This is a genomic window from Pseudomonas putida group bacterium ESBL64 (genome assembly GCF_045277175.1).
Lineage (GTDB): Bacteria > Pseudomonadota > Gammaproteobacteria > Pseudomonadales > Pseudomonadaceae > Aquipseudomonas > Aquipseudomonas alloputida.
This window is the reverse complement of sequence record NZ_CP145799.1, coordinates 957,648-980,478: the sequence shown is the minus strand read 5'-3', so window position 1 is coordinate 980,478 and position 22,831 is coordinate 957,648. Positions and strand designations below refer to the sequence as shown.

The 22,831-nt window shown below is 63.2% G+C and carries 24 protein-coding genes and 1 pseudogene; 19 read left to right on the top strand and 6 right to left on the bottom strand.

Annotation, left to right across the window (positions count from 1 at the left end; translation table 11 throughout):
• Positions 1-45: 45 nt before the first annotated feature.
• From paaA to paaZ, 9 genes and pseudogenes are all read left to right on the top strand, one after another.
• Positions 46-1,035: a 1,2-phenylacetyl-CoA epoxidase subunit PaaA gene (gene paaA, locus V6093_RS04415; protein WP_004374531.1), complete on the top strand. Its 990-nt coding sequence runs from the start codon at positions 46-48 to the stop codon at positions 1,033-1,035.
• Between the two features lie 25 nt (positions 1,036-1,060).
• Positions 1,061-1,342 (top strand): 1,2-phenylacetyl-CoA epoxidase subunit PaaB, encoded by a 282-nt coding sequence (paaB, locus tag V6093_RS04410; RefSeq protein ID WP_004374528.1) that lies wholly within the window; start codon positions 1,061-1,063, stop codon positions 1,340-1,342.
• Positions 1,343-1,350: 8 nt separating this feature from the next.
• A complete protein-coding gene (gene paaC, locus V6093_RS04405; protein WP_108078698.1) occupies positions 1,351-2,109 on the top strand; it encodes a 1,2-phenylacetyl-CoA epoxidase subunit PaaC in 759 nt (252 codons plus the stop codon).
• On the top strand, positions 2,096-2,629 hold the full coding sequence (gene paaD / locus V6093_RS04400) for a 1,2-phenylacetyl-CoA epoxidase subunit PaaD (RefSeq protein ID WP_004374513.1): 534 nt from the start codon (positions 2,096-2,098) through the stop codon (positions 2,627-2,629). The genes paaC and paaD overlap by 14 nt, the downstream gene beginning before the upstream one ends.
• 15 nt (positions 2,630-2,644) lie before the next feature.
• A complete protein-coding gene (gene paaE / locus V6093_RS04395) occupies positions 2,645-3,721 on the top strand; it encodes a 1,2-phenylacetyl-CoA epoxidase subunit PaaE (RefSeq protein ID WP_265979154.1) in 1,077 nt (358 codons plus the stop codon).
• 152 nt (positions 3,722-3,873) lie between these two features.
• Positions 3,874-4,182, top strand: coding sequence for a DUF485 domain-containing protein (locus tag V6093_RS04390; RefSeq protein WP_004374508.1), 309 nt, complete (start codon positions 3,874-3,876; stop codon positions 4,180-4,182).
• A pseudogene (locus V6093_RS04385) lies at positions 4,179-5,741 on the top strand (cation acetate symporter); the annotation flags it as partial. The gene V6093_RS04390 and the pseudogene V6093_RS04385, both read left to right, overlap by 4 nt.
• 39 nt (positions 5,742-5,780) lie before the next feature.
• Positions 5,781-7,013 carry an OprD family porin gene (locus tag V6093_RS04380; RefSeq protein WP_047602812.1) on the top strand — a complete coding sequence of 411 codons (1,233 nt, stop codon included), beginning with the start codon at positions 5,781-5,783 and terminating at the stop codon, positions 7,011-7,013.
• Between the two features lie 37 nt (positions 7,014-7,050).
• On the top strand, positions 7,051-9,105 hold the full coding sequence (gene paaZ / locus V6093_RS04375; RefSeq protein ID WP_004374496.1) for a phenylacetic acid degradation bifunctional protein PaaZ: 2,055 nt from the start codon (positions 7,051-7,053) through the stop codon (positions 9,103-9,105).
• 197 nt (positions 9,106-9,302) lie between these two features.
• Here paaZ and V6093_RS04370 read toward each other — a convergent pair whose 3' ends face one another.
• Together V6093_RS04370 and V6093_RS04365 are read right to left on the bottom strand one after the other, a co-directional pair.
• Positions 9,303-9,572, bottom strand: a complete 270-nt coding sequence (locus V6093_RS04370) for a DUF6555 family protein (RefSeq protein ID WP_004374494.1) — start codon at positions 9,570-9,572, stop codon at positions 9,303-9,305.
• Positions 9,573-9,737: 165 nt separating this feature from the next.
• A complete protein-coding gene (locus V6093_RS04365; protein ID WP_012052306.1) occupies positions 9,738-9,947 on the bottom strand; it encodes a general stress protein in 210 nt (69 codons plus the stop codon).
• 235 nt (positions 9,948-10,182) lie between these two features.
• On the opposite strand from V6093_RS04365, the gene V6093_RS04360 reads away from it, so the two are divergent.
• The gene (locus tag V6093_RS04360; protein ID WP_047602815.1) at positions 10,183-10,581 is read left to right on the top strand and encodes an NUDIX hydrolase; all 399 of its coding nucleotides are present in this window, start codon (positions 10,183-10,185) and stop codon (positions 10,579-10,581) included.
• Between the two features lies 1 nt (position 10,582).
• Here V6093_RS04360 and V6093_RS04355 read toward each other — a convergent pair whose 3' ends face one another.
• Complete coding sequence (locus V6093_RS04355; RefSeq protein ID WP_014862002.1) at positions 10,583-11,134, bottom strand: ATP-dependent Clp protease proteolytic subunit; 552 nt, start codon at positions 11,132-11,134, stop codon at positions 10,583-10,585.
• 124 nt (positions 11,135-11,258) lie between these two features.
• On the opposite strand from V6093_RS04355, the gene V6093_RS04350 reads away from it, so the two are divergent.
• Genes V6093_RS04350 through V6093_RS04335 form a run of 4 tightly spaced genes read left to right on the top strand, consistent with a single transcriptional unit; the run spans position 11,259 to position 15,233 of the window.
• The gene (locus tag V6093_RS04350) at positions 11,259-12,311 is read left to right on the top strand and encodes a DUF72 domain-containing protein (RefSeq protein ID WP_265979157.1); all 1,053 of its coding nucleotides are present in this window, start codon (positions 11,259-11,261) and stop codon (positions 12,309-12,311) included.
• Entirely contained in the window at positions 12,308-13,081 is a 774-nt protein-coding gene (locus V6093_RS04345; RefSeq protein ID WP_265979159.1) for an endonuclease/exonuclease/phosphatase family protein, read from the top strand. Before V6093_RS04350 ends, V6093_RS04345 begins: the two co-directional genes overlap by 4 nt.
• Positions 13,078-14,280 carry a cardiolipin synthase ClsB gene (clsB, locus tag V6093_RS04340; RefSeq protein ID WP_108078703.1) on the top strand — a complete coding sequence of 401 codons (1,203 nt, stop codon included), beginning with the start codon at positions 13,078-13,080 and terminating at the stop codon, positions 14,278-14,280. The genes V6093_RS04345 and clsB overlap by 4 nt, the downstream gene beginning before the upstream one ends.
• The gene (locus tag V6093_RS04335) at positions 14,280-15,233 is read left to right on the top strand and encodes a lysylphosphatidylglycerol synthase domain-containing protein (RefSeq protein ID WP_144000118.1); all 954 of its coding nucleotides are present in this window, start codon (positions 14,280-14,282) and stop codon (positions 15,231-15,233) included. The genes clsB and V6093_RS04335 overlap by 1 nt, the downstream gene beginning before the upstream one ends.
• Before the next feature lie 294 nt (positions 15,234-15,527).
• Here V6093_RS04335 and V6093_RS04330 read toward each other — a convergent pair whose 3' ends face one another.
• Together V6093_RS04330 and V6093_RS04325 are read right to left on the bottom strand one after the other, a co-directional pair.
• A complete protein-coding gene (locus V6093_RS04330; RefSeq protein WP_004374480.1) occupies positions 15,528-15,752 on the bottom strand; it encodes a metallothionein in 225 nt (74 codons plus the stop codon).
• The gene (locus tag V6093_RS04325; RefSeq protein WP_047602817.1) at positions 15,749-16,213 is read right to left on the bottom strand and encodes a hypothetical protein; all 465 of its coding nucleotides are present in this window, start codon (positions 16,211-16,213) and stop codon (positions 15,749-15,751) included. Before V6093_RS04325 ends, V6093_RS04330 begins: the two co-directional genes overlap by 4 nt.
• Before the next feature lie 127 nt (positions 16,214-16,340).
• On the opposite strand from V6093_RS04325, the gene ligD reads away from it, so the two are divergent.
• Genes ligD through V6093_RS04300 form a run of 5 tightly spaced genes read left to right on the top strand, consistent with a single transcriptional unit; the run spans position 16,341 to position 21,945 of the window.
• Positions 16,341-18,842, top strand: a complete 2,502-nt coding sequence (gene ligD, locus V6093_RS04320; protein ID WP_265979163.1) for a DNA ligase D — start codon at positions 16,341-16,343, stop codon at positions 18,840-18,842.
• Positions 18,843-18,882: 40 nt separating this feature from the next.
• Positions 18,883-19,926: an acyl-CoA dehydrogenase family protein gene (locus V6093_RS04315; protein ID WP_047602819.1), complete on the top strand. Its 1,044-nt coding sequence runs from the start codon at positions 18,883-18,885 to the stop codon at positions 19,924-19,926.
• Positions 19,923-20,678 carry a PIG-L deacetylase family protein gene (locus V6093_RS04310; RefSeq protein ID WP_004374473.1) on the top strand — a complete coding sequence of 252 codons (756 nt, stop codon included), beginning with the start codon at positions 19,923-19,925 and terminating at the stop codon, positions 20,676-20,678. The genes V6093_RS04315 and V6093_RS04310 overlap by 4 nt, the downstream gene beginning before the upstream one ends.
• A gap of 11 nt (positions 20,679-20,689) precedes the next feature.
• Positions 20,690-21,289: a bifunctional 2-polyprenyl-6-hydroxyphenol methylase/3-demethylubiquinol 3-O-methyltransferase UbiG gene (locus V6093_RS04305; RefSeq protein ID WP_121783496.1), complete on the top strand. Its 600-nt coding sequence runs from the start codon at positions 20,690-20,692 to the stop codon at positions 21,287-21,289.
• On the top strand, positions 21,286-21,945 hold the full coding sequence (locus tag V6093_RS04300) for a glycosyltransferase family 2 protein (protein ID WP_004374469.1): 660 nt from the start codon (positions 21,286-21,288) through the stop codon (positions 21,943-21,945). The genes V6093_RS04305 and V6093_RS04300 overlap by 4 nt, the downstream gene beginning before the upstream one ends.
• Positions 21,946-21,966: 21 nt before the next feature.
• On the opposite strand, the gene V6093_RS04295 is transcribed toward V6093_RS04300, so the two are convergent.
• Positions 21,967-22,788, bottom strand: a complete 822-nt coding sequence (locus tag V6093_RS04295; protein ID WP_108078709.1) for a Ku protein — start codon at positions 22,786-22,788, stop codon at positions 21,967-21,969.
• Between the last annotated feature and the right edge of the window lie 43 nt (positions 22,789-22,831).

Genomic DNA, 22,831 nt, shown 5'->3' with positions numbered 1-22,831 from the left:
TGTATCGCTTACAAATGACTCATGCCTTAGCAGGAGTCGCAGCACATGTACGCACAGCTAGTGGAAACCGGAGTCAAGCGCGTCAAGACGCTGGAAGAAATGTCCCCCGAGGAACGCAACTTCCAGGAAAAGATCGACGCCGAAATCAAGATCGAAGCCAAGAACTGGATGCCCGAGGCCTACCGCCAGACCCTCATCCGGCAGATCTCCCAGCACGCCCATTCTGAAATCGTCGGCATGCTGCCCGAAGGCAACTGGGTTACCCGTGCCCCCAGCCTCAAGCGCAAACTGCAGCTGATGGCCAAGATTCAGGACGAAGCCGGTCACGGCCTGTACCTGTACAGCGCCATGGAAACCCTGGGGGCTGACCGCGACGAAGAGATCGACAAACTGCACAGCGGCAAGGCCAAGTACTCGAGCATCTTCAACTACCCCACCCTCAGCTGGGCCGACATGGGCGCTGTGGGCTGGCTGGTGGATGGCGCCGCCATCGTCAACCAGGTGGTGCTGCAGCGCACCTCTTACGGCCCCTACTCCCGCGCGATGATCCGTATCTGCAAGGAAGAGAGCTTCCACCAGCGCCAGGGCTACGAAATGCTCCTGACCATGATGCGCCAGGGCACCCAAGCCCAGCGCGACATGGTTCAGGACGCCATCAACCGCCTGTGGTGGCCAGCGCTGATGATGTTCGGCCCGAGCGATGAACACTCGCCCAACAGCGCCCAGTCGATGGCCTGGAAGATCAAGCGCCAGACCAACGACGAACTGCGCCAGCGCTTCATCGACCAGACCGTGCCGCAGCTGGAACTGCTTGGCTGCACTGCGCCTGACCCTGAGCTGAAGTGGAACGCCGAGCGCGGCCACTACGACTTTGGCGAAATCCAGTGGGACGAGTTCTACGAAGTGATCAAGGGCAATGGCCCGTGCAACCTGGAACGTGTCGCCACCCGGCGCAAGGCCATCGAGGATGGCGCCTGGGTACGCGAGGCCGCCGTGGCCTATGCGCGCAAGCAACAGAACAAGAACGCCGCCTGAGCGGCGATTGATGCGGAGATCGAAAATGTCTGTCTGGACCCTCTACGAAGTGTTCGTGCGCAGCAAGCACGGCCTTAACCACAAGCATGTCGGCAGCGTGCACGCCGCCGATGCCGCCATGGCCATCGAGAACGCCCGCGAGCTCTACACCCGCCGTAGCGAAGGTGTGAGCCTGTGGGTGGTGCCTTCGGCGCTGATCACCGCCTCCTCCCCCGACGAGAAAGACCCGCTGTTCGCCCCCTCGGACGACAAGGTCTATCGCCATGCCAGCTTCTACGAGCTGCCCGACGAAGTCGGACACATGTGAGGTGGGCCATGCATAAAGAAGCCCTTGTCCCCTATCTGCTGTTGCTCGGCGACAGCGCCCTGGTCCAGGGCCAGCGCCTCTGTGAGTGGTGTGGCCGCGCCCCGGCCATCGAGGAAGAGCTGGCCCTGATGAACGTCGGCCTCGATCTGGTCGGCCAGGCCCGCAACTGGCTGGAGTATGCCGCCGAGCTGCTCGACGATGGCCGGGATGCCGATGCCCTGGCGTTCCGCCGTGACGAGCGCGCCTACCGCAACCTGCTGCTGGTTGAGCAACCCAACGGTGATTTTGCCGTGACCATGACCAAGCAGTTCCTTTACGACGCGTGGCACTTCGCCGTGCTGCAGGAGCTGGTCGAGTCCAGCGACGCGCGAATCGCCGGGATTGCCGCCAAGGCCCTGAAGGAAGTCACCTACCACCTGCGCCGGTCCAGCGAATGGGTACAACGCCTGGGCGGTGGTACCGATGCCAGCCGCCAGCGCATGCTCGCCGCTATCCCGGTGCTGTGGCGCTTCACCGTTGAACTCACCGCTGGCAGCGACAACGAAGTCCGTCTGGCCGAATGCGGTATCGGCGCCGATCCAGCTACCGTCGGCGCCACCTGGCTGAAGCAGGTCACCGCGACGTTTGCTTCGGTCGAACTGCCGCTGCCCAAGGCCGCCAGCCACTTCTACCTGGATGGCCGCAAAGGCCTGCACACCGAGCATCTGGGCCTGCTGCTGGCCGAAATGCAGTTCCTGCCAAGGGCCTACCCCGATGCAACCTGGTGAACTGATTGCCGGCGACCGCGGCGCGCGGGCACAGCAAGGCGACGACCTGGCTCGTGCCTGGGCGGTATTGGGCCAGGTCATGGACCCTGAAGTGCCGGTGGTCAGCGTGGTCGACCTGGGGATCGTGCGCGATGTCGATTGGCGCGCCGGCCACCTGCACCTGGTGGTCACCCCGACCTACTCTGGCTGCCCTGCCACCGAAGTCATCGAAGGGGATATCCGCCAGGCGCTGGAACAGGCCGGTTTTACCGCGCCAGAGCTGGAGCGCCGGCTGACCCCGGCCTGGAGCACCGACTGGATCAGCGAACTGGGCCGCGAGCGCCTGCGCGCTTATGGCATTGCGCCGCCGCAAGGCAGTGCCAGCAAGCGCAGCCTGCTCGGCGAAGCCCCCCAGGTGTGCTGCCCGCAATGCGGCAGCGCCCATACCGAATTGCTCAGCCAGTTCGGCTCCACGGCCTGCAAGGCGCTGTACCGCTGCCGCGAGTGCCTGGAGCCATTCGACTATTTCAAATGCATTTGAGCCGTGGAGACCACCATGAGCCAGTTTTACAGCCTGACCATCAAGCAAGTGCGCAATGAGACCCGTGATGCGGTATCGATTGCCTTCGATGTGCCCGAGCACCTGCAGGACCAGTTCCGCTTCACTCAGGGCCAGTACCTGGTCATGCGCACCCAGCTGGATAACGAAGAAGTCCGCCGCTCCTACTCCATCTGCAGCGCCGTACAGGACGGCGAACTGCGCGTGGCCGTCAAGCGCGTACCGGGCGGGCGCTTCTCGGCGTTTGCCAATGAGGTGCTCAAGGAAGGCCAGCAGCTGGAAGTGATGCCGCCATCGGGCAGCTTCTTCGTGCCGCTGGACCCGGCTCGCCAGGGCAACTATCTGGGTGTGGCCGCCGGCAGCGGCATCACCCCGATACTGTCGATCATCGCCACTACGCTGGCCAGCGAGCCGCACAGCCGTTTCACCTTGCTGTACGGCAACCGCTCCAGTTCGGGGGCGCTGTTCCGCGACAAGCTCGAAGACCTGAAAAACCGTTACCTCGACCGCTTGAACCTGATTTTCGTGTTCAGCCGCGAACAGCAGGATGTTGACCTGTACAACGGCCGCATCGACGCCGACAAATGCGGCCAGCTGTTTTCGCGCTGGCTGGACGTTGCCGGCCTGGACGCAGCATTCATCTGCGGCCCGCAGGCGATGACCGAGACCGTGCGTGACAGCCTGCAGGCCAACGGCATGGCCAAGGAACGCATCCACTTCGAGCTGTTCGCCGCCGCCGGCAGCGAGGCCCGCCGCGAAGCCCGTGAGGCGGCACGTCAGGTGGATTCGGCGCTTAGCCACATCACCGTGATCAGCGACGGCCGGGCACTGAGCTTCGACCTGCCGCGCAACACCCAGAACGTGCTGGACGCCGGTAACGCCATTGGCGCCGAGCTGCCCTACTCGTGCAAGGCCGGCGTGTGCTCCACCTGCAAGTGCCGGGTGATCGAGGGCGAAGTGGAGATGGACAGCAACCATGCCCTCGAAGATTACGAAGTGGCGGCCGGGTATGTGCTGTCGTGCCAGACCTACCCGGTGAGCGACAAGGTGGTGCTTGATTTCGACCAGCTGTAGACCGAGTCGACTGCTTCGCGGGTAAACCCGCTCCTACAGGGCCTGCGCAAGGCCTTAGGGCGGCATCCTTACCTGCGAAGAGGGCCTAAGCAACAACGCAATACCCCGCGTGACCTCAACACAACAATTACAAAACCAAGAGATCGCTTGCCATGACACCCGAACGCATAGAAAGCATCGCCAACCACCCCGACTTCCAGCACCTGGTGCGGCGCAAGCGCCGCCTCAACGGCAGCCTGACCCTGGCCATGCTGGTGGTCTACTACGGCTTCGTCCTGCTGGTTGCGTTTTCGCCCAGCACCCTCGGCCAGTCCCTCAGCGGCGGCGTGACCACGGTCGGCATGCTGGTGGGCGTGTTGATGGTGCTGCTGTCCTTTGCCCTGACCGGCATCTATGTGCACCGCGCCAACAACGTGCTCGACCCGCTCAACGACAAGGTCAAGCAGGAGTGTGCACAATGAACTGGACCGCCATTTCGATGTTCATGGTGTTTGTCTGCTTCACCCTGCTGGTCACCCGCTGGGCTGCCCTGCGCACCCGCTCGGCCAGTGACTTCTACACCGCCGGCGGCGGCTTGACCGGTATGCAGAACGGCCTGGCAATCGCTGGCGACATGATCAGTGCCGCTTCGTTCCTGGGCATTTCCGCGATGATGTTCATGAACGGCTACGACGGCCTGTTGTATGCCCTCGGTGTCCTGGCGGGCTGGCCGATCATCCTGTTCCTGATTGCCGAGCGCCTGCGTAACCTGGGTAAGTACACCTTTGCCGACGTGGTCAGCTACCGGCTGGCGCAAACCCCGGTGCGCTTGACCTCGGCGTTCGGCACCCTGGTGGTGGCGCTGATGTACCTGGTGGCGCAAATGGTCGGCGCCGGCAAGCTGATCGAGCTGCTGTTCGGCATCAGCTACCTGTACGCCGTGATGCTGGTCGGTGTACTGATGGTTGCCTATGTCACCTTCGGGGGCATGCTCGCCACCACCTGGGTGCAGATCATCAAGGCAGTAATGCTGCTCTCAGGCACCAGTTTCATGGCCTTCATGGTGCTCAAGCACTTCGGCTTCAGCACCGAGGCCATGTTTGCCAGTGCCGTGGCCGTGCATGCCAAGGGCCAGGCGATCATGGCCCCAGGCGGCCTGTTGTCCAACCCGGTGGACGCTATTTCCCTCGGTTTGGGCATGATGTTCGGCACCGCTGGCCTGCCGCATATCCTGATGCGCTTTTTCACTGTCAGTGATGCCAAGGAAGCACGCAAGAGCGTGTTCTACGCCACCGGTTTCATTGGTTACTTCTACCTGCTGCTGATCGTTGTCGGCTTTGGCGCCATCGTCATGGTCGGCACTGAACCGTCCTACCGCGACGCCACTGGCGCCATCATCGGTGGCGGCAACATGGTCGCCGTGCACCTGGCCCAGGCCGTGGGTGGCAACCTGTTCCTGGGCTTCATCTCTGCCGTCGCCTTCGCCACCATTCTGGCTGTGGTCGCCGGCCTGGCGCTGTCCGGGGCATCGGCCGTGTCCCACGACCTGTATGCCTGCGTGATGCGCAAAGGCAAGGCGACCGAGCAAGAGGAAATGCGCGTGTCACGCATTGCCACGTTGCTCATTGGCCTGCTGGCGGTGATCCTGGGCCTGATGTTCGAGTCGCAGAACATTGCCTTCCTTTCCGGCCTGGTGCTGGCGGTGGCCGCTTCGGTCAACTTCCCGGTGCTGCTCCTTTCCATGTTCTGGAAAGGCCTGACCACCCGCGGCGCGGTGTGCGGCAGCATGGCCGGGCTGGTCTCGGCGGTGCTGTTGGTAGTGCTGGGCCCGGCGGTGTGGGTCAACGTACTGCACAACGAAACGGCGCTGTTCCCCTACAGCAACCCTGCGCTGTTCTCCATGAGCCTGGCCTTCCTCAGTGCCTGGGTGTTCTCGGTTACCGACACCTCCGAACGTGCCGTTGAAGAGCGTGGTCGCTACCTGGGCCAGTTCATCCGCTCCATGACCGGTATCGGTGCGGCTGGCGCCAGCAAACACTGACTTCAAGGACGAACAGACATGTCGGGTAAAACAACAACAATGAACCGCACACACTTCCTGTCAGCCGCCTGGCTGGCCACCTTCGCCCTGCCGATGCCCGCGCTGGCCGACTTCATCGGCGACAGCCATGCACGCCTGGAGCTGCGCAACCACTACATCAACCGTGATTTTCGCCAGAGCAACGCCCCGCAGGCCAAGGCCGAGGAATGGGGCCAAGGCTTTACCGCCAAGCTGGAGTCGGGTTTTACCGAGGGCCCGGTCGGCTTTGGCGTGGACGCGCTGGGCCAGTTGGGCATCAAGCTCGATTCCAGCCGCGACCGTCGCAACACCGGCCTGCTGCCTTTTGGCCCGAACAGCCACGAACCGGTCGATGACTACAGCGAGCTAGGCCTGACCGGCAAGGTTCGCGTGTCCAAGAGCACCTTGCGGCTGGGCACCTTGCAGCCGATCCTGCCGGTGGTGGTGTACAACGACACCCGCCTGCTGGCGTCCACCTTCCAGGGTGGCCTGCTCACCAGTCAGGACCTTGATGGCCTCACCTTCAATGCCGGACGCCTGACCAAGGCCAACCTGCGTGATTCCTCTGGCCGCGACGACATCGGCTATGGCGCTGCCAGCAGTGACCACCTGGACTTTGGCGGTGGCAGCTACGCCATCACCCCGCAAACCACGGTCAGCTATTACTACGCCAAGCTCCAGGACATCTACCGTCAGCAGTTCGTCGGGCTGATCGACACCCGCCCACTGGCAGAAGGCGTGAGCCTGCGCAGTGACCTGCGCTACTTCGACAGCCGCAACGACGGTGCCGAGCGTGCCGGCAACATCGACAACCGTAACTTCAACGCCATGTTCACCCTGGGCGTGCGGGCACACAAGTTCACCGCCACCTGGCAGCAGATGTCGGGTGACAGCGCCTTCCCGTTCGTCAACGGCGGCGACCCGTTCACCGTCAACCTGGTCACCTATAACACCTTCACCCGCGCTGGGCTGGACGCTTGGCAAGTGCGTTACGACTACGACTTCGTTGCCATGGGCATCCCCGGCCTGAGTTTCATGACCCGCTACACCGACGGTCGCCACGCGGAAACTGCCACCGTGACCAATGGCCGTGAGCGCGAGCGCGACACCGACATCACGTATGTCATCCAGAGTGGCCCGTTCAAGGACGTCAGCCTGCGCTGGCGCAATGTCACCTTCCGCTCCGGCAACGGCCTGACCAACGCCGTGGACGAAAACCGCCTGATCATCGGCTACACCCTGGCGCTGTGGTAACAGCACCCCTCACATTTTGAACAGCATGGAGAACAGCATGTCTGCCGCCCCTACTCTGCAAAGTTTCATCGCCGGCCGTTGGCTCGGCCAGCACGGCGCCCAGGCCCTGCGCAGCGCCCTCGACGGCCACGTACTGGCCTACAGCCATGAAGAGCGCCCGGACTTCGCCGAAGCTGTGGACTACGCGCGTGCACGCGGTCTTGCCTCGCTGATGGGCATGGATTTCCAACAACGTGCCCAACGCCTCAAAGCCCTGGCCCTGTACCTGGCCGAGCACAAGGAGCAGCTCTACGCCCTGTCGCACCACAGCGGCGCCACCCGGGCCGACAGCTGGATCGACATCGAAGGCGGGAACGCCACGCTGTTCTCCTATGCCGGCATCGGCAGCCGCGAGCTGCCGTCGGGTAACCTAGTGCACGAAGGGCCAGCCATACCGTTGGGCAAGCAAGGCCATTTCGCCGGTAGTCACATCCTGGTGCCACGGGCAGGCGTTGCGGTGCACATCAACGCGTTCAACTTCCCTATCTGGGGCATGCTGGAAAAGTTTGCCCCGACGTTCCTCGCCGGTATGCCCTGCATCGTCAAGCCGGCGACCTCGACCAGCTATTTGACCGAGGCCGTGGTGCGCCTGATGAATGCCTCCGGCCTGCTGCCCGAAGGCAGCCTGCAGCTTGTTATTGGCAGCACCGGCGACCTGCTCGACCGCCTGCAGGGGCAGGACGTGGTGACCTTCACCGGGTCCGCCGATACCGCTGCCAAATTGCGCGTGACGCCCAACCTGATTCGCAACTCGGTGCCGTTCACTGCCGAGGCCGACTCGCTCAACTGCGCCATCCTCGGCCCGGACGTGACACCGGACAGCGAAGAGTTTGACCTGTACATCAAGGAAGTGGTGCGTGAAATGACCACTAAAGCCGGGCAGAAGTGCACCGCCATCCGCCGTGCGATCGTCCCGGCCAGGCACCTGGATGCCGTCGCCACCCGCCTGCGCGAGCGCTTGAGCAAGGTCGTGGTTGGCGACCCGTCCCTGGAAGGTGTGCGCATGGGGGCCCTGGCCTCCCATGACCAGCAGCGCGATGTCGGCGAGCGGGTGCGCAGCCTGCTGCAGAGTTGTGATCAGCTGTTCGGCGCCAGCGATGGCTTTGCCCCGCGTGGCGAAGGCGTGGCTGAAGGCGCGTTCTTTGCGCCAACCTTGTTGCAGGCCCGCGACCCACATGCCGAGGGCGGCGCCCACGATATCGAAGCGTTCGGCCCGGTCAGTACACTGATGGCCTATGACGACCTCGACGAAGCCTTGGCACTGGCTGCCCGTGGCAAAGGCAGCCTGGTGGCGACCCTGGTCACCGCCGACCGCAGCGTGGCCGCCAAGGCTATCCCGGTGGCTGCTGCCTGGCATGGCCGTCTGCTGGTGCTCGATAGCCAGGCTGCCAAGGAGTCCACTGGGCACGGCTCGCCGCTGCCGCAGCTCAAGCACGGTGGCCCGGGCCGCGCCGGTGGTGGTGAAGAGCTGGGTGGCCTGCGTGCGGTCAAGCATTACCTGCAGCGCGCCGCCGTACAAGGCTCGCCGAGCATGCTCACGGCGGTCACCGGCGAGTACGTGCGCGGCGGCGAAGTGATCGAAACCGACGTGCACCCGTTCCGTCGCTACTTCGAGCAGCTGCGTATCGGCGAGTCGCTGCTCACCCATCGCCGCACCGTGACAGAAGCTGACCTGGTCAATTTCGGCTGCCTGTCAGGCGACCATTTCTACATGCACTTCGACGAAATCGCCGCCAAGGCGTCGCAATTCGGTAAGCGCATTGCCCACGGTTACTTCGTACTGTCGGCAGCGGCCGGGCTGTTTGTGTCGCCCGGTGCCGGACCGGTGCTGGCCAACTATGGGCTGGACACCCTGCGCTTCATCAACCCGGTGGGCATTGGCGATACCATCCAGGCGCGCCTGACCTGCAAGCGCAAGATCGACCAAGGCAAGACCAGCCCGCTGGGGCAGCCGCAGGGGGTGGTGGCGTGGGATGTGGAGGTGACCAATCAGCTGGGTGAGTTGGTGGCCAGCTATGACATCCTGACCTTGGTGCTGAAAAAACCAGAATGAGGGGTTGAAGCTACTGGCCTCCTCTCGGGCAAGCCGCCTCTGATCGGTAATGCCCAGTGCCCTTTGTAGGAGCGGGTTCACCCGCGAAGAGGCCGGTAGCTGCTCAAGCCGCTTAAGGACAGTTCACGGTATCTACGTACCCTATAGGAGCGGGCATCTCCGCTCCTGCAGTTTCTTTACCGGTTGCACGCGAGCTATTAGACCATCGCCGCCGGATCGCCCACCGACTGGTTAGGCTTGCTCCCCGAAATCCGCCAGCTCACGGCGGTAATGCCGTAACGCTCGGCCATCGGCCGACTGACCTTCCTGATTTTCTCGCGACCGAACTTGGGAATGATGCCGATGCCCGCATCACAACTTGCCCAATGCCAGGCCTCGGCATTGTCCAGGCGTTCCAGGCGAATGATGAAACTGCGCGGCTGGTCATGCAGTTTGTAATCGATTATGTACAACTGTGGGCTAGGCATCGCAGGGGGCCTCCTCTTCTCCATGGATGACATTTTGATTGATCGGGCGGTGGCCAGAAGATTCAAAATTTTGTCTAACAAAATGTCATGGCGCGATTCCGGGGCGGCTACCCCGAAATCGCTGCTGGGCACCTGTGGGGAGTTGCCGTTCAGCGAAAGCCCCACTCACTGGCTGCGGCCTGCGCCGTGGCTGTTGCGTCCCCCCTTGCGTCCGGCTTCCGACGCCCGTTGGCGGTCGTTGGCAAAGTTGCCGCCAGATGCCTGGCCACCCTTGTGGCCAGCGCGCGATGCCCTCTCGCGGTCATTGGCAAAGTTACCTGGGTTGGTTTCCTTGGTGCCGCCGCGCTGGCGGGTTCGCTCTTGGTCCTGCGCCATGTCGTTTCTCCTTGCGATGGATTGGCTGATCGCATGAATCGGTGCCATGCCTAACTTCCGAGCCCCCGATTTGTCGCTGTGCTCAATGGTTTTACGATCAGCTGACCGGTGGCACGAAAAACACGCAGGCAAGCTGTTTGCGTGCTGGAAGTGACCGTTCGTCAGCTTCAACGCAACGTTTATTGCCATCCAGGGCCGAAACTTCATGCAATAAAGGAATCGCCCAGGAGCCGGAATGAAACCAGTCAAGCATCGCGCCACCATCATTTGCCGGCATGGCAAGCAGCGCCATAAGTGGTTGTGGGTGAGAAAGCCCAAGGCGCCTTGGACCCTTCCAGGCGGCAAGATCGAGCCCGGCGAGACGCCGATGCAGGCCGCGCAGCGGGAGTTGCTGGAAGAGACTGGGCTACAGGCTGAATCGCTGGTTTTGTTGATGCGCCATGAAACGCCAGAGCGTGTGCATTACGTGTTCGCAGCGGAGTTTGCCGAAGCACCGCAGCCCAAGGCCCGGCACGAAATTGCCGACTGCCGCTTTGCCCACCTGGATCAGGTGGCTGTGGTGAAGGGCGAGATCAAGGCCCTGATCCGCTCCTTGCTGGCTTGTGACGCGGGCACGGCGGCGTCCGTTCGGTAAGCTAGGCGTGCACACTCCACTGAACGGCGTCTGACGCGATCGGCATCTCGTCGATGGCATGGATCATTCCGTTTTCCAGCGCCTCCCGCGGCGCCAGTATCCTTGGATAGGCCATTAGATAGCGCGGTACATCCAGGACCTCGGCCGCGCCTTTGGTGCGCTCGGCCACGATCTGCGCATACAGGCGCAGGTCGTAATCCAGGCTCATCGCATACTCGGACATCCGCGAATGGTCCACCGAACCATGCAAGGTCCAATGAAACGGGTGGAAAAGAAACTTGCTGAAACTGCAAGCCGTGCGTCGCGCTCCGGCAAGGAAGAGGATGTTGCCCATGGATTCCACCGTACCCAGGTTGTGGGTATGCACCTCTACGGGTAACCCCCGCAGAAAGTTGTACAGGGTAAAGCCATAGCTGCATTCGCCGCCCATGGTGGCGATGTTCAGTTGCAGAAGCTCGGCACCCTGTTGCAATGCCCGTGAGCAGGTCGTGATCAGGTTGCCGCAGGTAGACGAATTGATCGGCCCGGTGAAGTGGATGATATGTCTGGCCATGCTTGCCTCCGCGGGTGGCAGGTCATTGCTTGTGCTTTTGCACATCGTCGCCCAGCCCGGCCATCTGGCAGTGGGAGAAAGGCTCGAATGTCATCCGGGCACCCTGCCAGGAAACGGGTATGCGGTGGAGACGCCAGCTGCCGCAAAGTTCAACTCGGCGTCAGCATTTCCGTTGGTCAAGCGTTGTGAACCCTCGCCGGCCTTTGCCGGTCGCACCTTCAGAGCGACCGAACAAGGAACCGGCAGTGAGGACGGCAGCGTGAGCGATATTCGCATCGGTATCTCCGGGTGGCGCTATGGCCCCTGGCGCAAGGACTTCTACCCCAAAGGCCTGAGACAGGACGATGAACTGGCATTCGCTTCACGGGCGGTGAACAGCATCGAGATCAATGGCTCGTTCTACAGCCTGCAGACGCCCGAGCGCTATCTGGGCTGGCGTGAAGCAACGCCGGAAAGCTTCGTGTTCGCGGTCAAGGGGCCGCGCTATATCACCCATGTCCGGCGGCTGAAGGACATCGAAGAGCCAGTGGCCAATTTTTTCGCCTCCGGGCCGCTGCTGTTGGGCGAAAAGCTCGGGCCGTTCCTGTGGCAGTTCCCTCCCAACATGAAGTTCGATGAAGACCGTTTTGCCCGGTTTCTGGCGCTGCTGCCACACACCCGCAAAGCGGCCCTTGAACGCGCCCAAGGCTGCGCCGAGCGCCTGAAGGGTAATGGCAGCCTTGCCATCAAGGGCAATGCACGCTTGCGTCACGCGGTGGAAATTCGCCACGAAAGTTTCCTCTGTGAAGCCTTCATCAAGCTGTTACGCAAACATCACGTGGCGCTGGTGGTTGCCGACAGCGCCGGCAAATGGCCCTGTGTCGAAGATGTGACCGCCGACTTCGTCTACATGCGCCTGCACGGGGATGTGGAGCTGTTCAGCAGCGGATATACCGCACGCGCGCTGCGGCGTTGGAAGCAGCGTATCCAGCAATGGAGTGAAGGTAACCAGGCGGACGATGCCCACCTGATCGTGCCGGGGCCGCCGCCTCGGTGTGCGGCACGGGATGTGTATTGCTACTTCGACAATGACCAGAAGGTTCACGCGCCATACGACGCCAGGCGCTTGCTGCAAAAGCTGTCGCTGGACCATGAGCTGATGACCGAGCCAGGCGTGGTGCCGGAGGTGGCCTTGTGAACAAGACCCTGCCCGCCCCACGCTGCATCATCGACAAGGTGACCGCTGTACGCCGGCTCAATGTGTTGACGCTGAACGTGCACAAAGGCTTCACCTTCTTCAACCGGCGCTTCATCTTGCCCGAGTTGCGCGAGGCCGTACGGGCCACCGGCGCAGACCTGGTGTTTTTGCAAGAGGTGCACGGCAGTCATCAGCAGCATGCACTGCGCCACCCTGCCTGGCCTGAAACGCCGCAGTACGAGTTTCTGGCCGACAGCATGTGGCCGCAGTTCGCCTATGGCCGCAATGCGGTGTATCCCCATGGCGACCACGGCAACGCGCTGTTGTCGAAATTCCCCATCAGCCGCTTCAACAACCTGGATGTGTCGGTGCAGGGCAATGAACAGCGTGGCCTGCTGCATTGCCAGCTGGAGGTGCCGGGCCATGACGAGGTGCATGCGGTATGCGTACACCTGGGCCTGCGCGAAGCACACCGGCAGCGCCAGGTGAAGCTGATGCTGGACCTGCTGGCCAGCCTGCCGCCCAACGCGCCGGTCATCATCGCCGGCGACTTCAACGACTGGCGGCTGAAGGCGGACGCGGTGCTCAGCGAACACCTGACAGAAGCCTTCGGCACCCCGGCGCGCAGTTTTCCCGCGCGCCTGCCGTTGTTGCGCCTGGACCGCATCTACTTGCGAAACGCGATGCCGGGGGCTGCCCAGGTGCTGTCCAAATACCCGTGGTCGCATTTGTCCGACCACGTACCACTGGCTGCGGAGATCAACCTGTGAACCGACCCTGGGTAGATGGCAACAGCGTGCAGTTGCTGATCAATGGCGAGCAGTACTACCCCCGCGTGTTCGAGGCCATGGCCCAGGCGCGGGAAGAAATATTGCTGGAAACCTTCATCATCTTCGACGACAAAGTGGGCAAGCAATTGCAGCAGGTGTTGATCGAGGCTGCCCGGCGCGGAGTACGCGTGGAAGTGGCCGCGGATGGCTACGGCACAGCCGAGCTGCCGGCTGAGTTCATTTCAGCGATGACCGACGCGGGTGTAAGCTTTCACGCGTTCGATCCACAGCCCCTGTTGTTGGGCATGCGCACCAACCTGTTTCGCCGTTTGCACCGCAAGATCGTGGTGGTCGATGGTGAGCGGGCCTTCATCGGCGGTATCAACTACAGCGCCGACCATTTAGGCGACTTTGGTGCCATGGCCAAGCAGGACTATGCCGTGGAGGTCACTGGGCCGGTCGTGGCGCAGGTACATGCAGCCAGTAAGCGCCTGATGTCTCCCGTGCTGCAGCCCCCCAGTGCAGTACGCCCGGTTACCGAGCCCGCCGGAAGCAGCAGTGCGGTGTTGATCGAGCGTGACAACGGCATGCGCAGCACCGATATCGAGGCACACTACCTTCAGGCGTTTCGTAAAGCCCGGCAACGCATTGTGGTCGCCAATGCGTATTTCTTTCCAGGCTACCGGCTGATGCGTGAGCTGCGCAACGCGGCCCGGCGTGGCGTGGAGGTTCGGTTGATCTTGCAGGGCCAGCCCGACATGCGCTGGGTCCGTGCATTGTCGCGCCTGCTGTACAACTACCTGCTGCGCGACGGCGTGAAGATTCATGAGTATTGCCAGCGGCCGTTGCACGGCAAGGTGGCACTGGTGGACGACCAATGGGCCACCGTTGGCTCCAGCAACCTCGACCCCTTGAGCCTGTCGTTCAACCTGGAGGCCAACCTGTTCATTCGTGATCGGGCCTTCAACCAGCAACTGCACCAGCATTTGCAGGCACTGGCCAGCGAGCAATGCAAACCGGTCACCCTGGAGCGCATGATTCGCGGCTACTGGTGGCGAGCACCGTTGATCTTCGTGTGCTTCCACGTGATCCGCCACTTCCCCCGCATTGCGGGTTGGTTCCCTGCACACCGGCAGCGTTTGCGCTCGGTGCAGCCGGAAGCCGAACCCCAGGGCAACTTGCACGAGGGCAACTCCTGATGGCGCGCAAAAGCTGGCAGACCTGGGGCAAACGCCTGTTCACGCTCGCGTTTCTGATCTTGATCCCTGTGCTGTTGTACCTGCTGGCGCGCAACCTGGACTGGAACGAAGTGCGCCAGTCTTTGCTGGCCTACAAGCCTGGCACCCTTGCCATCGGCTTGGCGATCGCGTTGAGCAGCTACCTCGCGTTCGCCAGTTACGACCTGCTGGCCCGGGCTTACACGGGCCATACGCTACCTGTCCGGCAAGTCCTGCCAGTCGCGTTCGTGTGCTACGCCTTCAACCTCAACTTCACGACCTGGGTAGGCGGGGTTGCCTTGCGTTACCGACTCTATGGCCGACTGGGCCTGGATACCGCGACCATTACGCGAATCCTCACCTTGGGGCTGTTGACCAACTGGATGGGCTATATGCTGCTGGCCGGCACCGTATTTGCCCTGGGCCTGGTCGAGATGCCCGGCAACTGGGCGGTGGGCACTACAGGCCTGCGCCTGATCGGCCTGCTGTTGCTGGCGATTGCGGGCGGCTACCTGCTGGCCTGTGGTTTCGCCAAGAAGCGCACCTGGTGCTGGCGCGACCACGAAGTGACGCTGCCCTCGCTGCGTCTGGCGCTGTGCCAGGTGGCGCTGGGTGCCAGCAACTGGGCACTGATGGCCCTGCTGATCTTCTGGTTGCTGCCGGGCGAAGCGTTCTACCCATCGATTCTCGGCATCCTGCTGATCAGTTGCGTGGCCGGTGTGGTGGCGCATATTCCTGCGGGGCTGGGCGTGCTGGAAGCGGTGTTTCTGGCCCTGCTGCACGGGCAGATGGCCCAGGGCACGCTGGTGGCTGCCCTGCTCGGCTACCGCACGTTGTACTACCTGATTCCGCTGCTGTTGGCAGTGGTGACCTACCTGATCCTGGAAAAGCGCGCCAAAGCCATGCGCCGGCGCGACAAGCCTGCTCAGACCTGAAAGGGGCCGTGTGCGCTGGAGCTGGCTGCGTGGCACCGGCTTTGCCGGTGTTCGCGGGTGAACCCGCTCCTACGGGGGCGCGCGCCAAGAAACCAACCCGGCGCAAGACATGCGCCGTAAATGTAGGAGCGGGTTTACCCGCGAAGCAGGCAGCACGTTGCATGGCACCGGCTTTGCCGGTGTTCGCGGGTGAACCCGCTCCTACGGGGGGGCGCGCCAAGAAACCAACCCCGCGCAACACCCGAGGTTCAAAGGACTGGGCGATCGGGTGAAAGGGCTGCCCGCCTACTGGCTTCAGGGTGAAATCGGATCACTCGCTGGAAAGGTTTCATCCAGCGCATTGTCCACCGCGCTCTCGCCCGGCTTTTCACCACAATGGCAGTCCTGCATCCGGCATGGCTCACCCTTGCGGTGGCCGCTGGCGCAGGCCTCGCAGCAATAGGCCTTGCCGTCACGCTGCAAGGCATTGGCATCCACCGTGCAGGAGCAGTGCGTACACGCGCAGCGTTGTTCGTTCATGGCTTGCTCTCCTCGTCGTCTATCACATCATCGGTCCAGGGCACCCCGTCCAGCGGCGCGGATCGGGCCAGTTCGGCCTCGTCCAGGCCAATGCCGCCACCGATCTCATCGGCATCCACCTCGCGCAGACGCTGGTCTGCCGGGCCGTCACTGCCGCCCGGTTCGTGGGGGTCGCGGGCACCGGTTTCGTCCAGCAGGGTGTCCGGGCTCAAATCGTCGTAGGTGACATTGTCCTCATGCAGGCTGTCACTCAGCGCCTCGCCGCCGGTCATGCCACTGTGTGCCACGCGCTGGGGTGGGAACTCACGGGCGACCTCGGCGGCGGGTCGCTCGTCGCCCACCCGCCCTTCGCGCTCATCCAGGCGTTCATCGAAATCCAGCTCATGCACGCTGCCCATGCGGTCTTCGGTGTCATCGATTTCGGTGGGGGTATATGGCTTAGGTTCATCTGGTCGGGCCATGTGCGTTCTCCATCAGGTGGCTTCATTCGGTCGACTCCGCCAGCTCACGGAAGATTCAGAGTTTTTTGAACTACCGCCTCGGCCGGCACCTCCCACCTTAGAGACTGTGATCTGCCCGGAGCCCGCCATGGCCAAGCCCCTGCAGGAATATGCGCGCAAGCGCGACTTCAACGCCACACCCGAGCCCAGCGGCAAACGCAAACGTGGCAAACGGGCCCATGCGCTGCAGTTCTGCATCCAGAAACACGACGCCAGTCATTTGCACTACGACTTCCGCCTGGAGCTCGATGGCACCCTGAAAAGCTGGGCGATCCCCAAAGGCCCGTCGTTGGACCCCAAGGTGCGCCGCCTGGCAGTGCATGTGGAGGATCACCCGCTGGACTATGCCGATTTCGAGGGCCGTATCCCAGAAGGCCACTATGGTGCAGGGGACGTGATCGTCTGGGACCGCGGTATCTGGGAGCCTGAAGGCGATGCGCATGAAGCCTACGCCAAAGGCAAGCTGCGATTCCGCCTGCAGGGTGAGAAGCTAGGCGGCGTGTGGAACCTGTTCCGCACCCACCTGGCCGGCAAAAAAGAGCAATGGATGCTGGTCAAGTCGCACGACGCCCAGGCGCGCAGCGAAACCGAGTACAGCATTGTCGAGGCCCTGCCCGAAAGCGTGCTCAGCGAGCGCACGCTGGTGCCACGCAAATCCGCTGCAAAAAAAGCCACTGCCTCGCGCAGCAGCCGTAAACGCGCCGACAGAGCTCAGGCTGCCCCCTTGCCAGCACAGCTACAGCCACAGCTGGCAACGTTGGTGGATTCTCCCCCCAGCGGCGACTGGCGCTACGAAGTCAAGTTCGATGGCTACCGTATCCTGGCCCGCATCGAGGGCCAGGACATCCGCCTGTTCACCCGCAACGGCCATGACTGGAGCAGCAAGATGCCCCGGCAGGTTGCCGCCCTGCGCGCGCTCGGTATCGACTCGGCCTGGCTCGATGGCGAAATGGTGGTAGCTGATGAGAATGGCATGGCTGACTTCCAGGCGTTGCAGAACGCCTTCGATACCGAGCACGACGAACGCATCACCTATTACCTGTTCGACCTGCCATTTCTGGGCGGTCAGGACCTGCGACAGCTACCGCTGCAGCACCGCCGCGAGACATTGCGCCAACTGCTTGAGCACAACCATTCCGACGTCATCAAGTATTCCGCCGATTTCGACCAACCTGTCGACTCACTGCTCGACAGTGCCTGCCGGCTGAAGCTGGAAGGCCTGATCGGCAAGCGAGCTGACAGTGCTTACAGCGGCCGCCGCAGCCCAGACTGGATCAAGCTCAAGTGCAAGCAACGCCAGGAGTTCGTGATCGTCGGCTACACCGACCCCAAAGGCAGCCGCAGCGGCTTCGGTGCCCTGCTGCTGGCCCTGCACGACAACGACAGTGGGGAGCTGCGCTATGCCGGGAAGGTCGGTACCGGCTTCAATACCACGACACTGGCCAGCATCCATGCGCGGCTCAAGCCCCTGGAAATCGCCAGCCCTGCCCTGCCCTCGCCGCCTGCCGGAGCCGAAGCGCGTGGTGTGCACTGGCTGCGGCCGCAGTTGTTGGCTGAAGTCGCCTTTGCCCAGATGACCCGTGACGGCATCGTGCGCCATTCGGTGTTCCACGGCCTGCGCGATGACAAGGCGGCAACCGCCATTGACCTGGAGCGCGCCATGCCCGCCAAAACTGTATCCAGCCGCAACAAGCAGGCCAAGGCGTCCGAGAACCTGGGTGAACTGCGGCTGACCCACCCCGACCGGGTCATCGACCCTTCAACCGGGGTAACCAAGCGTGAGGTCGCCGAGTATTACGCCGGCATCAGCCAGTTGATCCTGCCTCAGCTCAAGCACCGCCCGGTGGCATTGGTGCGTGCCCCGGACGGTCTGGGCGGCGAGCTGTTCTTCCAGAAAAACGCGGGCCAGCTGCACATACCTAACGTACTCAGCTACGAAAAGGCCGAGGCCGGCCAGGCAGCGATGGTCATCAATCGCGCCGATACGCTGCTGGGCGCGGTGCAGATGAACATGCTGGAACTGCACACCTGGAACGCCACGGACAAGGATTTCGACAAGCCGGACCGTTTTGTCCTCGACCTGGACCCTGACCCTGCGCTGCCCTGGAAGGCAATGGTGGAGGCGACCCAACTGACCCTCACCCTACTGGACGAACTGGGCCTGAAGGTGTTCCTGAAAACCAGTGGTGGCAAGGGTATTCACGTGGTCGTGCCCTTGACCCGGCGAGCCGGGTGGGATGAGGTCAAGGACTTCAGCCACGGCATCGTCAATTACCTGGCCAAGCTGTTTCCGGAGCGCCTGAGCGCGGTGTCGGGGCCGAAAAATCGCGTAGGACGCATCTTCATCGACTACCTGCGCAACGGCAAGGGCGCCACCACGGCGTGCGCCTATTCACTGCGTGCCCGTGACGGGCTGCCGGTATCGGTACCTGTCTGGCGTGAGGAACTGGCGCAAATCAAAGCCGCCAACCAATGGAACATCACCAACCTGCGCGAGCGCCTGGCGGAGGTCGACGACCCTTGGGCCGACATGGGCAAGGTACGCCAGTCGATCACCGCGCGCATGCGCAAGCAGCTAGGGCTCGAATGATGACGCCCCTGCGATTGGACACGACCCGGGAGCCACGCCCATGAGCATCGTTCAGGACTTCAACCTGACCACCCTTGACCGCCTTTTACGCGCCTTTGGCGAACGCCAGCTACCGCTCAACCTCGATACCCAATTGCCGCAACTGATCCAGGCGCTGCAAGCTGATCACCTCGACCTGCTACCGCTGCCGGGGCAAGGCAACACCTTGCGTCGCTGGCAGACCTTGGCACGGGTGGCCGGTTGCGACCTGGCACTGGCCAAGCTCTATGAGGGCCATACCGATGCCTTGGCGATCCTGGCGGAATGTGGCGCAGCGCACCACGCCAACGACGGCATCTGGGGCGTGTGGGCAGCAGAGCCGCCCGATGCTCGGGTCCACATCACTGCGCGTGAAGGTGACCAGGTGCTCCTCAACGGCACCAAGGCCTGGTGTTCCGGTGCCTTGCAGATCGATCGCGCGCTGATTACTGCCTGGGATGAGACCGAGCAGCCGCAATTGGTGGCAATCGAGCTGTCACAGCCAAGCCAGGGCCTGAACATCGAGCACTGGCAGGCCGTTGGCATGGCCACTACCGCCAGTGTCGAGGTGGCGTTCAACGATACCCCAGGCACGCTCATCGGCACGCCAGGCCAATACCTCTCGCGCCCTGGCTTCTGGCAAGGCGGTGCGGGTATCGCCGCCTGCTGGTACGGCGCGGCCGAGGCGCTGGCGGATTACCTGCGTGAACAGTGCCGCAAACCCCGCCCAGACCCGCATGCCGATGCGCATCTGGGCGCTGTGGATGCTGCGTTGCATGGCGCCCGTGCGTCATTGCGTGAATGTGCTGCCTGGATCGATCAGCAGCCCGGTGTGGATGCCAGTTTCGAAGTTCGCCGCACCCGCGCCCAGGTAGAACAGGCCGTAGAGCAGGTCATCAGCCACGTCGGGCGTGCCTTGGGGGCCACGCCGTTCTGTCGCAGCAGTCATTTTGCCCGGCTGAGCGCCGACCTGCCGGTGTTCCTGCGTCAGAGCCACGCCGAGCGTGATCTGGCGATGCTGGGCCAGCAGTTGGCCCAATTGCCAGCGGGGGTATGGCAGCTATGAACCAGAACCTGATCCAGTCCGCCGGTGGCACGCCCTGGACAGCCTGGCAGCATAGCGCGCACCTGGCGCGTGCAACCTGGCTCGATTCACGCCAACTGTGCCCGCCGGGGCGCCGGCTGGTATTGATTGCGCCGCACCCGGATGACGAAATTCTCATGGCTGGCGGCCTGCTGGCAGGCTTCAAAGGGCGCGAGGACGAGCTGGTGCTGATCTCCGCCACCGACGGCGAAGGCAGCCACCCCGGCTCCAGCCACTGGACCGAACATCGCTTGCGCCGCCAGCGCCCCCAGGAAAGCCGACAGGCCCTGCAACAGCTCGACCTTGACCTTGAGCGCCTGGACTGGCGCAGGCTCCATCTGAAGGACGGCCAGTTGCCGCGCGAAGAAGCGTTTCTGGCCAGTCACCTCACGCAGTTACTTCGCCCCAATGACCTGCTGATGGCCACCTGGCGCAGTGATGGCCATTGCGATCACGAGGTCGTCGGCCGCGCCGCTGCGCAGGCGGCTGCAGCCCGTGGGGTGCAATTGGCTGAGGTACCGGTCTGGGCCTGGCACTGGGCCGAGCCTGACGACCCGCGCCTGCCATGGCCCCGTGCGCACCGCGTGCAGCTCGATGAAAGCCGTCTGGCACGCAAGCGCAAGGCGTTGGCCGCCCACGTCAGCCAGCTGCAGCCGGACGGCGAGCAGCCGCCGGTGCTACCGCCGCACCTGCTGGATTGCCTTCTGCAACCTTTCGAACTGGTGTTCCTTTGAGTGGAGCTGTCATGAGCCTCGATCCACAGTATTTTGCCGAGCTATATGCCACCCATGAAGACCCTTGGGCCTTTCGCACCCGCTGGTACGAGAGGCGCAAACGCGAGCTGGTGATGGCCAGCCTGCCACGCCAGTGCTATCAGCGCGTGTTCGAGCCAGCCTGCGCGAATGGCGAGCTCAGTGCGCTACTGGCCGAGCGCTGCGCCGACCTGCTGTGCCAGGACCTGGACCCGACGGCCGTAGGCCTGGCCCGGGAACGCCTGGCTCACGTGCACAATGCCTCGGTCGAACGGGCCCGGTTACCGGGGGACTGGCCGGGCGGCCGCTTTGACCTGATCGTGCTCAGCGAGGTGGGTTACTACCTTGATCCCACCGACTGGCTGCAGGTGATCGAACAATCGGTGGCCAGCCTTACCTACGACGGCGCGTTACTGGCCTGCCACTGGAAGCACCCTATCGCGGGTTGCCCGCAGGACGGTCGCGACGTGCACCGCCTGTTGACCCGGCATTTGCCGTTGCATCAGCAGTTCCGCCATGAGGAGGCGGACTTTTTGCTGGAGTACTGGTCATGCCAGCCAAGCGTTGTCGATCTCGACGAGACGTGCCCATGATTGCCGTTGTCATCCCTGCACATAATGAAGCCCGCCGCCTTGGGCGGTGCCTGCGGGCAGTGCTGATCGCTGCCCAGCAGGCGCAGTATGCGGGAATGCACGTGGACGTGCTGGTGGTACTGGACCGCTGCAGTGACGGCAGCGCCGCCGTGGCGCGGCGTTTCGGCGTACACCTACTGGAGGTGGATGCCGGTAATGTCGGCATGGCACGTCGCGTGGGCGCGGCGCACATGGTCGAGCGGGGCGCCACGTGGTTGGCGTGCACCGATGCGGACAGCCGGGTCCCGGCGCACTGGCTGCTGTCGCAGTTGGCCTGTAGCGCCGAGGTGGTTTGCGGCACCGTGCATGTCGAGTACTGGCAACCCTGGCAGACAGCCGCGCTGCGCAAGCTGTACCAGAGCCGCTACCAGGCGTGTGAAGGGCACCGGCATGTGCACGGCGCAAACCTGGGGGTATGTGCCGATGCCTATGAGCGTGTGGGTGGCTTTCAGCCCCTGGCGGCGCATGAAGATGTGCAACTGGTCAGTGACCTGCAGGCCAGCGGCGCCCAGATCGTCTGGACCGCCAGGCATAGTGTGGCCACCAGCAGTCGACGTGACAGCCGCGCCCGCGAGGGGTTTGGTGATTACCTGGCGGGGTTGCAGGCGCAGTCTTGACCTTAATGGCCTTGGCCATGTTCATGAGGCCTTTCGCGTCTTCTTCACCGGTTTCTTGCCACCCAGGCTGCGCTTGAGCAGTTCGGTCAGGTCGAGGATGTCCGCACCTTTCTCGGCCCCCCCTGCGTCGCCCTTCTCCACCGCCTCGATCTTGCCCTTGCTGGCTTTCTCTTCCACCAGGTCCATGATTGTCTGGCGGAAGGCGTCGTGATAATCCTCAGGCTTCCAGGGCCCGCTCATGTCCTCCACCAGGCGCTTGGCCATCTCCAGCTCACGCTTCTCCACCTTGCTGTTGGTCACGCTGGCATCGAGCTCCAGCGTTTCCAGCCCGCGCACCTCTTCAGGCCAGCGCAAGGTGATCATCACCAGCGCCTGGTCCAGCGGCCGCAGCAGCGCCAGGTGCTGCCGGGTATGCAATACCACGGTGGCCAGGGCCACCTTGCCGGTCTTTTCCAGCGTCTCGCGCAGCAAGGCGTACACCTTGCCGCCACGGCGGTCCGGGGTCAGGTAGTAGGGCGTATCGAAGTGCTGCAGCGGAATATCGCCCGCTTCCACAAAGGAAAAGATGTCGATTGTCTGGGTCGCTTCCGGCCGGGCCTTGCGGATCTCCTCCTCACTGATCACCACATAGCGGCCCTTCTCGAACTCTACGCCCTTGACGATATTGTCCTTGTCGATTTCCTTGCCGGTCACCTTGTTCACCCGCTTGTAGCCGACCGGCTCCATGCTGCGCTTGTCCAGCCAGTCGAAGTCCACGCGCTCGGTGCGCACGGCGGTATTCAGTGCCACGGGGATGTGCACAAGGCCAAAACTGATGGCGCCTTTCCAGATTGCCCGAGCCATGAGGGTGCTCCCAGGGTTGCCTGCTGATACCAGAAGTGACTGC

Excerpts from the sequence above, each read along its gene's own strand:
- paaZ (WP_004374496.1), top strand. The coding sequence starts at position 7,051 with ATGTCTGCCGCCCCTACTCTGCAAAGTTTCATCGCCGGCCGTTGGCTC.
- paaE (WP_265979154.1), top strand. The coding sequence starts at position 2,645 with ATGAGCCAGTTTTACAGCCTGACCATCAAGCAAGTGCGCAATGAGACC.
- V6093_RS04360 (WP_047602815.1), top strand. The coding sequence starts at position 10,183 with ATGAAACCAGTCAAGCATCGCGCCACCATCATTTGCCGGCATGGCAAG.
- V6093_RS04295 (WP_108078709.1), bottom strand. The coding sequence starts at position 22,788 with ATGGCTCGGGCAATCTGGAAAGGCGCCATCAGTTTTGGCCTTGTGCAC.
- paaB (WP_004374528.1), top strand. The coding sequence starts at position 1,061 with ATGTCTGTCTGGACCCTCTACGAAGTGTTCGTGCGCAGCAAGCACGGC.
- ligD (WP_265979163.1), top strand. The coding sequence starts at position 16,341 with ATGGCCAAGCCCCTGCAGGAATATGCGCGCAAGCGCGACTTCAACGCC.
- paaD (WP_004374513.1), top strand. The coding sequence starts at position 2,096 with ATGCAACCTGGTGAACTGATTGCCGGCGACCGCGGCGCGCGGGCACAG.
- V6093_RS04315 (WP_047602819.1), top strand. The coding sequence starts at position 18,883 with ATGAGCATCGTTCAGGACTTCAACCTGACCACCCTTGACCGCCTTTTA.
- V6093_RS04300 (WP_004374469.1), top strand. The coding sequence starts at position 21,286 with ATGATTGCCGTTGTCATCCCTGCACATAATGAAGCCCGCCGCCTTGGG.
- paaC (WP_108078698.1), top strand. The coding sequence starts at position 1,351 with ATGCATAAAGAAGCCCTTGTCCCCTATCTGCTGTTGCTCGGCGACAGC.
- V6093_RS04335 (WP_144000118.1), top strand. The coding sequence starts at position 14,280 with ATGGCGCGCAAAAGCTGGCAGACCTGGGGCAAACGCCTGTTCACGCTC.
- V6093_RS04365 (WP_012052306.1), bottom strand. The coding sequence starts at position 9,947 with ATGGCGCAGGACCAAGAGCGAACCCGCCAGCGCGGCGGCACCAAGGAA.
- V6093_RS04325 (WP_047602817.1), bottom strand. The coding sequence starts at position 16,213 with ATGGCCCGACCAGATGAACCTAAGCCATATACCCCCACCGAAATCGAT.
- V6093_RS04390 (WP_004374508.1), top strand. The coding sequence starts at position 3,874 with ATGACACCCGAACGCATAGAAAGCATCGCCAACCACCCCGACTTCCAG.
- V6093_RS04305 (WP_121783496.1), top strand. The coding sequence starts at position 20,690 with ATGAGCCTCGATCCACAGTATTTTGCCGAGCTATATGCCACCCATGAA.
- V6093_RS04370 (WP_004374494.1), bottom strand. The coding sequence starts at position 9,572 with ATGCCTAGCCCACAGTTGTACATAATCGATTACAAACTGCATGACCAG.
- paaA (WP_004374531.1), top strand. The coding sequence starts at position 46 with ATGTACGCACAGCTAGTGGAAACCGGAGTCAAGCGCGTCAAGACGCTG.
- V6093_RS04380 (WP_047602812.1), top strand. The coding sequence starts at position 5,781 with ATGAACCGCACACACTTCCTGTCAGCCGCCTGGCTGGCCACCTTCGCC.
- V6093_RS04330 (WP_004374480.1), bottom strand. The coding sequence starts at position 15,752 with ATGAACGAACAACGCTGCGCGTGTACGCACTGCTCCTGCACGGTGGAT.
- V6093_RS04310 (WP_004374473.1), top strand. The coding sequence starts at position 19,923 with ATGAACCAGAACCTGATCCAGTCCGCCGGTGGCACGCCCTGGACAGCC.
- V6093_RS04355 (WP_014862002.1), bottom strand. The coding sequence starts at position 11,134 with ATGGCCAGACATATCATCCACTTCACCGGGCCGATCAATTCGTCTACC.